Raw genomic sequence first — 6,820 nt, 5'->3', positions numbered from 1 at the left:
GCTCATGCCGCGGCGGGAGCCATCACGGGCCGCGCCGAGGCGCCCGCCAACGTCGCCCGCGATCTCGACGCGGCCGCCGGACAGCTCCGCCGCCGCATAGGCGCCGGCCGAGCCGGACACGACGATGCGGCCGCCGCTGGCGGTCTGGCCGAGATGGTCGCCCACGTCGCCCTCGACCACGATCTCGCCGGACGACAGCTTGGCGCCGACGCGGTCGAGGAACGGCGAGCCGCCCCGGATCGTGAGCCGGTCGCCGGCGGCGCCGGACAGCTCGAACAGGTCCGTCAGCGCCACGCCGCGGTCGCCATGGCCCACGGTCAGCGCGGACAGATCGACGCCCGGCAGCGCGCCGGCCAGATCGACGCGCGCCGAGAACGGCCCGCGCGGGGTGAGAACGAAGCCGCTCACGCCATGATCTCCCGCAGCTTGAAGTGGAAGGGTCCGAGATTGCCGCCGTAGTTGCCGGCGTCGATCGCCACCACGCCCTTGTCGCGGCCGAGCGCCACCAGCGCCTCGATGCCGGCGCGGGTGCAGGCGGAGACCGCCTCGAAGCTGACGCCGTCGATCACGATCTCCTGCACGGAGGCGACCTCCGGCGGCAGCTTGCTTTCGGTCTGGGCCCGCAGCGTGGGGCAGTAGGCGTTGTTCGACGATGCGAACATGCCCTTGTATTTGGAGCCGACCTTGGAGCCCGAGCGGACGATCCCGCCCGGGAACGGCAGGATGCAGCCTTCGACCTTCTGCATCGCCTCGACGGCGACCTCGGCCGCCGCCAGCGTCTCGGCCCGCGAGGCGCCGAGGATGAGGATGTTGCCGCCGCCGACGCCGGAGACCGAGCCGGTCTCATGGTCGCAGACGAACTCGCCCTCCATCACCGGCACGCGCCAGATGCGGCGGCCATCGACGTTCTTGGCGATCTGCCAGCCGTCGCCGAAGTAGCGCAGCGCCTTGCCGATGGAGACCTTGGCGCCGCCCTCCATGCCCGCGTAGCAGGCGGAGGTGGGCGAGGTCAGCACGCACTGGCCGATGCGGTTCGGCACCACGGTCTGCAGGCCCTTGAGGTCCATGGTGAAGAACAGCACGGCGACGCCCGGCCGGCCGTCGGGGGTCTCGCTTTCGGGGATCTCCCGCTCCACGCCGCCCTCGCAGCCGCAGCCGATGACGGAGGTGGCGAAGCCGGTCACGGTTTTCGCCGCGATCATGGCCCACTTGGCCGTGTCGGCGGTGATGATCAGCCGCGTGCCGACCATGGGGAAGGCTTCCGCGAACGAGTCGCGGATTTCGACGCCGTTCAGGATCATGACGACCTCTTGGTGGCGTGGATGACCGCGCCCTGTCCGTCGCGGATCTCGTCATCCGCGATTTTGTAGGTTTTCGCCTTGAAGCCGAGGGTCTCGTCGAACCAGCGGTCGAGCTTCGCCTCGATGCCCTTGTCGTAGTCCGGCGCGACCTGGTGGGTGCGGCCGTAGGCGAGGCTGACGATCTCGCCGTCCTTCACGATCACCTGGCCGTTCTTCAGCACGTATTCGGCCTTGGAGAACATCGCCTCCCGGTCGGCGTCGTCGCGGTAGATCACCACGTCGCCCACGGCGCCGGCGCCGAGGTGGCCGCGGTCCGTGAAGCCGAGGATCTTGGCCGGGGCCGCGCGGGTGACGATCGCGATCTCCTCGAGCGTGTATTCGCGCTTGAGCTGGTCGACGATCGAGTGCTTGCGCACCGCCTTCGGCAGCTTCGCGAACTGCTCGTCGCGGAAGTCCTTGTCCATCAGCAGCCGGATCAGGTGCGGATAGGTGGTGAAGGGCGCGCCGTTCGGATGGTCGGTGGTCAGGAAGATCCGCCAAGGGTCCTCCACAAGCAGGAACAGCTCCAGCCCGATCGCCCACTGCAGGGCGTTCACGAAGGACTTGTCCTTGTAGACGAAGGGAACGATGCCGCAGGCGGCGTCCATCTCCATGTCCATGCCGATCCAGCGCTTCGGCGAGGCGATGCCCCGGTTGCGGTGCTGGGACATGAAGTCGGCGGAGGCGGTGACCGTCTGCCCGAACATCACCTGACCGACGTCGATGGAGATGTTCGGGTTGGCGTTCACCGCGTCCGCGATCTCGGCCGCGGCGGAGGAGAACCGGCGGTCGCCCTCCGCGCCGTAGGAGTGGAACTGCACATGCGTCATGTGCAGCGGCAGGCCCTCGGTCGCGGCGACGGTCGCGAGCGTGGTGTCCTTGTTGCCGGGCACGCCGAGGTTGCAGCCGTGCAGGTGGATCGGATGGGCGAGGCCCAGCTCCTTCACCGCCCGCAGCAGCGTCTGCAGGATGGTGCGGGGCGTGATCTCGTAATGCGGGTTGGCCTCGTCGAGGTCCATCTTCCGCTGGTTGAACTTGAACGCGTTGATGCCGCCCGGATTGACGATCTTGACCGCCATCGCCTTGGTGGCCGCGAGCTGCCAGGCGACGTAGTCATTCACCGCCTCCTGCCCCGCGCCGCTGGAGATCAGGTCGAGCAGGAAGTCGTCATTGCCGAGCACCACGTAGCCGCCGGTGTCGAGGAAGGGAATGTCCTTCATCTCGGCGTGCATGTGGCGGGCGTTGGCGGCCACCATCGCCGGCTCGAACACGGCGGTGTAGCCCATCTCCGCGTAACGGCAGCCGGTCGCGTGGGCCGTCATGGTGGAGAGGCCGCCGCCGCAGCCGCAGAAGTCGCCCGCGGGCTCGCGATAGGCGCGCTGCTCCTCGATCATGAGCAGGCGCGTGATGTTCGACTTGCCGCCGGCGATGTGGCTGTGGATGTCGATGGCGCCCGCCATCACGACCCCGCCCTTGGCGTCGATGGTTTCGGCCGCGCCCTGGAAGGCGTCGGCGGCGACCACGCGGCCGTCGTCGATCACGACGTCGCGGACGACGCCCGCCTCGCCGTTCGCGGGGTCCAGAACCTTGCCGTTGGTGATGCGTACGGCGCTCATGCGCGCGCCTCCGAAATCAGCGTCACGATCTCCGCCACGCTTTTCAGGCCGGCGTCGCGGTAGCGGCGCAGCGGCAGGCCGACCACCGAGTCCGCGCGGAACGCGAGGCCCTGATGGTCGAGGCCGGGCTGGCCGACGGGGATGAACACGTCCGGCTCGCGCTCGAACCGGGTGTCGGGATGGGCGATGGCGATCACCGCCGCGTCCGAGGCCGGCGGCCGCTCCGGGCGGAAGGCCGAGGTCCACACCACCAGGTCGGCGGTCTTCACCGCGTTCTCGGTGGCGTAGGCCTTCTGGTCGTGGTCCGACACGCCGTCACGGAAGCCCACGCGCAGCGGGAAGCCGTGGTTCCAGAGCGTGGCGTGATAGGCGCCGGTCAGGTTGTCCTTGCCCGACAGCGGCAGGCCCGCGGCGCGGGTGGTGACGTTGAGCGTGTCGATCACGGACACCGCCCGCTCGATCACCAGATCGCCCTCGTCGTCGAGCGAGGCGGCGCTCCAGACCAGCACGCCATAGGCGGCGGCCTTGAGCGCGGCGGCGAGCTCGACCAGCTCAGGCGCGGCCTTGGGCGGCGCGCCGTCGGCGACCAGCGTCGCGAGCTGCGACAGCGCGTCGACCAGCCCGCCGTCGGCGACCGCGATCACGTCCACGGTCGAGCCTTCGAGCTGGGAGCGCGACTCCGCCGTGGGCTCGCCGCCGAGGAACACCACCCGGCGCGGCGCCGTCAGGAACCGGCCCTTGGCGGGCGTCACCCGGTCGTAGAGCCGGTGATAGGCCTTGATCGGATCGGGACCGATCACCACCACCAGATCGGCCCGGTTGCGGACCTCGGCGAAGGTGGTGGCGACCCAGCCCTTGCGCTGGGAGCTGGCGAGATTCCGGAACATGCCCTCGGAGGCGTAGTGGTCCACGCTACCGCCGGTCTTGCCCGCGAGCTTCAGCACGGCGCGCACGCCGTCCACGTCGGTGGCGAGCCCGGCATAGGCGATGGAGCCCGCCGCCGACAGGCGCTTGGCGGCCTCGGCCACCGCCTCGTCGAACGAGACGTCCTTGCCGCCGACCCGCGGCGACGGCGCCGGCGCGCCCGAGCGGCTGAACAGCGCCGCGGCCCGGCCGCAGACGCCCTCGGCCGCGGTGACCTTCGCCCCGTCGACCTTCAGCGTGATGTCGTCGCAGCCCAGCCCGCAGAACGGGCACACGACGTCGGAATGAACGGTTTCGCCCATGACGGCCTCAGTCATACTTCACGTAGGCGAAGCGCTGGTCGCCCTGGGGCGTGCCTTCCAGCGCGTCGTCCTCCGACGGTTTCCACTGCACGACGCTCTCGATCTTCCGGGCGAGCTCGAAGTCCCGCTCCGTGATTCCCTTGGCGTCGTGCGACATGAGCCGCACCTCGACCCAGGCGTAGGACGCCGTGATGTCGGGATGGTGCCAGGCCGCCTCCGCAAGATGGCCGATGGTGTTGATGACCATCAGCGTGCTTTTCCAGCTTTGGGTCTTGTAAGTCCGCCGAATCCAGCCGTCCTCAAGCCGCCATTTGGGAAGTTCGGCGGCGAGGCGGCGCTCAACGTCGTCTTCCGGGATGGTCGCTTTCGAACCGGCCACGGCGCGCTCCTCGGGTTTTGATTTGTCGGGACCGTTACATGCGCGGTCGGGCCGGCGCAACGCGGCGCGACGTTTCGTCCGGCTAGGCTTTTGGCGCAGTCGCCAAGGATGGCGTATGCCGTTGCGGGCTCATAAGGTGCCGCCGGAAACGCCATGACCCACGATCCCCGTCCCCCTTTCCCGCCGCGTCGCGGAGAGCGGTCGCCCTGCGCCGTCACGGTGCGGGCGCCGGGACGGCTGCATGTGGGCTTTCTGGATCTGGGCGGCGCGCTCGGCCGGCGCTTCGGAGGCTTGGGGCTCTCGCTCGAGACGCCCTTCACGGCCGTGACGCTGCGCCCCGCGCCGGCCCCCTCCTCGACCGGTCCCGACGGCCCCCGCGCGGCGGCCGCGATGGCGGCGATCGCGAGCGCGTTCGGCCTCGACGGCCGCGCGTCGGTGGCGGTGGAGACCGCCCTTCCCACCCATTCCGGCCTCGGCTCCGGCACCCAGCTCGGGCTCGCCGTGGGGGTGGGTCTCGCCCGCCTCAACGGGCGTGAGGACATAACGCCGCGGCAGGTGGCGGCGGCGCTCGGGCGGGGTCAGCGCTCCAGCATCGGCCTTGGCGCGTTCGAGACCGGCGGCGTGATCCTCGACGGCGGCCGCGGGCCGCTCGACGCGCCCCCGCCGATCGTTTCGCGCGTCCCCGTTCCCGCCGCGTGGCGCATCCTGCTGATCTACGACCACGGCCTCGTCGGCCTGTCGGGCTCGCGGGAGACCACCGCCATGGCGAACCTGCCGCCCTTCCCCGAGGCGCTCGCGGACCGGCTGTGCCGCCTCGCCGTGCTCGGCGCCCTGCCCGCCGCGGCGGAAGGCGACGCCCACGCCTTCGGCCTCGCGGTCGGCGAGATGCAGCGCCGGCTCGGCGACCATTTCGCCCAGGCGCAGGGCGGCCGCTTCACCAGCGCCGACGCGGCCGAGGCGCTCGCCGCCATCGAGGCGCGCGGCGTTCCGGGCGTCGGCCAGAGCTCCTGGGGGCCGACCGGCTTCGCCGTGCTCGGCTCCGAGGCGGAGGCCGAGGAGCTTGCGCGCGACATGCGCGCCCGCTTCGCCGACCGCCCGAACCTCGCTTTCGACATCGTCCGCGGCGCCAGCCGCGGCGCCGACATCGCCGTCCGTCACGACGAAGACGGCCTTGCGCTTACCGGAGACGCCCATGTCCGACGCTGAACCGATCCTGCACATGATCACGCCGCTGAAGCACACCAGCCCGTTCGACGTGAACATGGCGGTGGACGCCGGCTTCCACATCATCTCGTCCAACGTGGACGTGCAGCTGAAGGACGTGGTTCCGCTGACGCAGGACGCCATGTTCAGCCGCTCGCCGGACGCCGCCAAGCGCACGGTGTTGTTCATCGGCGGCAAGGACGCGAGCCTCGCGCTCGACCAGATGAAGGCGGCCGCCTCGGCGCTGTTCCCGCCGTTCGAGATCTCGATCTTCGCCGATCCGGCCGGCTCCTTCACCACCGCCGCCGCCATGATCGCGCTGGTGGAGAAGCACCTGCGCGGCAAGCGCGAGGGCGGCATTGAGGGCGCGCGGGTGCAGGTCTACGGCGCGACTGGCGTGGTGGGCGGCATCGCGGCGGTGATCGCGGCCCAGGCCGGCGCGGACGTGACCATCGTCAGCCACCGGGTGATCGAAGACGTCGAGGTCAAGGCGGTCGACTTCAAGAAGCGCTTCGGCGTGAAGCTGAACTGCGCGGTCGCCACAAACGACGAGGAGAAGAAGGCGCTGGTGCCCGAGGCCGACGTGATCCTGACCGCGGCCGCCGCCGGCGTCGAGGTGATCTCGACCGACGTGCTGCAGGCCGCCACCAGCCTGCTGGTCGCCGCCGACATCAACGCCGTGCCGCCCGCGGGCGTGGCCGGCGTCGGCGCCAATGACGACGGGATCGCGCTGCCCTACGGCGTCGGCGTCGGCGCGCTGGTGATCGGGCAGGTGAAGTATCAGGTCCAGCACCAGATCCTGAAGCGCATCCTGAGCTCGGACACGGCGCTGCATGTGGGCTTCGCCGAGGCGTTCGAGCTCGCCCGGCGCATCTCGGCCTGAACGCCCGATGGCCGACGGGGCGTTCGACCTCGCGCTGATCGGCCTGTCCACGCGGGCGCTGGCCCGGTCCGCGAGGCGGGCCGGGCTCCGCGCGCTGTCGATCGACCTGTTCGTCGACGCCGACACCCGCGAACACGCGGCGTTGGCCGTCCGCGCCCCCGCCTGGCGCGGCG

The 6,820-nt window shown here is 70.8% G+C and carries 6 protein-coding genes and 1 pseudogene; 2 read left to right on the top strand and 5 right to left on the bottom strand.

Annotation, left to right across the window (positions count from 1 at the left end; translation table 11 throughout):
• From ACFQ4O_RS13330 to ACFQ4O_RS13310, 5 genes and pseudogenes are all read right to left on the bottom strand, one after another.
• Positions 1 to 408, bottom strand: a pseudogene (locus ACFQ4O_RS13330) (formylmethanofuran dehydrogenase subunit C); the annotation flags it as partial.
• Entirely contained in the window at positions 405 to 1,301 is an 897-nt protein-coding gene (gene fhcD, locus ACFQ4O_RS13325; protein WP_378776182.1) for a formylmethanofuran--tetrahydromethanopterin N-formyltransferase, read from the bottom strand. The pseudogene ACFQ4O_RS13330 and the gene fhcD, both read right to left, overlap by 4 nt.
• The gene (locus ACFQ4O_RS13320) at positions 1,298 to 2,956 is read right to left on the bottom strand and encodes a formylmethanofuran dehydrogenase subunit A (RefSeq protein WP_378776181.1); all 1,659 of its coding nucleotides are present in this window, start codon (positions 2,954 to 2,956) and stop codon (positions 1,298 to 1,300) included. Before ACFQ4O_RS13320 ends, fhcD begins: the two co-directional genes overlap by 4 nt.
• The gene (locus ACFQ4O_RS13315; protein ID WP_378776180.1) at positions 2,953 to 4,182 is read right to left on the bottom strand and encodes a hypothetical protein; all 1,230 of its coding nucleotides are present in this window, start codon (positions 4,180 to 4,182) and stop codon (positions 2,953 to 2,955) included. Before ACFQ4O_RS13315 ends, ACFQ4O_RS13320 begins: the two co-directional genes overlap by 4 nt.
• Positions 4,183 to 4,189: 7 nt before the next feature.
• The gene (locus tag ACFQ4O_RS13310; RefSeq protein ID WP_378776179.1) at positions 4,190 to 4,561 is read right to left on the bottom strand and encodes a 4a-hydroxytetrahydrobiopterin dehydratase; all 372 of its coding nucleotides are present in this window, start codon (positions 4,559 to 4,561) and stop codon (positions 4,190 to 4,192) included.
• Positions 4,562 to 4,714: 153 nt separating this feature from the next.
• Here ACFQ4O_RS13310 and ACFQ4O_RS13305 point away from each other — a divergent pair, with 153 nt between their 5' ends.
• Both ACFQ4O_RS13305 and ACFQ4O_RS13300 read left to right on the top strand, forming a co-directional pair.
• Complete coding sequence (locus ACFQ4O_RS13305; RefSeq protein ID WP_378776178.1) at positions 4,715 to 5,767, top strand: beta-ribofuranosylaminobenzene 5'-phosphate synthase family protein; 1,053 nt, start codon at positions 4,715 to 4,717, stop codon at positions 5,765 to 5,767.
• On the top strand, positions 5,754 to 6,647 hold the full coding sequence (locus tag ACFQ4O_RS13300; protein WP_378776177.1) for an NAD(P)-dependent methylenetetrahydromethanopterin dehydrogenase: 894 nt from the start codon (positions 5,754 to 5,756) through the stop codon (positions 6,645 to 6,647). Before ACFQ4O_RS13305 ends, ACFQ4O_RS13300 begins: the two co-directional genes overlap by 14 nt.
• The last annotated feature ends 173 nt before the right edge of the window (positions 6,648 to 6,820 follow it).

Origin of the sequence: Methylopila musalis (genome assembly GCF_042679725.1) — a bacterium.
GTDB lineage: Bacteria > Pseudomonadota > Alphaproteobacteria > Rhizobiales > Methylopilaceae > Methylopila > Methylopila musalis.
This window is presented reverse-complemented; position numbering and strand designations above follow the sequence as displayed.

Excerpts from the sequence above, each read along its gene's own strand:
- fhcD (WP_378776182.1), bottom strand. The coding sequence starts at position 1,301 with ATGATCCTGAACGGCGTCGAAATCCGCGACTCGTTCGCGGAAGCCTTC.
- ACFQ4O_RS13320 (WP_378776181.1), bottom strand. The coding sequence starts at position 2,956 with ATGAGCGCCGTACGCATCACCAACGGCAAGGTTCTGGACCCCGCGAAC.
- ACFQ4O_RS13315 (WP_378776180.1), bottom strand. The coding sequence starts at position 4,182 with ATGGGCGAAACCGTTCATTCCGACGTCGTGTGCCCGTTCTGCGGGCTG.
- ACFQ4O_RS13305 (WP_378776178.1), top strand. The coding sequence starts at position 4,715 with ATGACCCACGATCCCCGTCCCCCTTTCCCGCCGCGTCGCGGAGAGCGG.
- ACFQ4O_RS13300 (WP_378776177.1), top strand. The coding sequence starts at position 5,754 with ATGTCCGACGCTGAACCGATCCTGCACATGATCACGCCGCTGAAGCAC.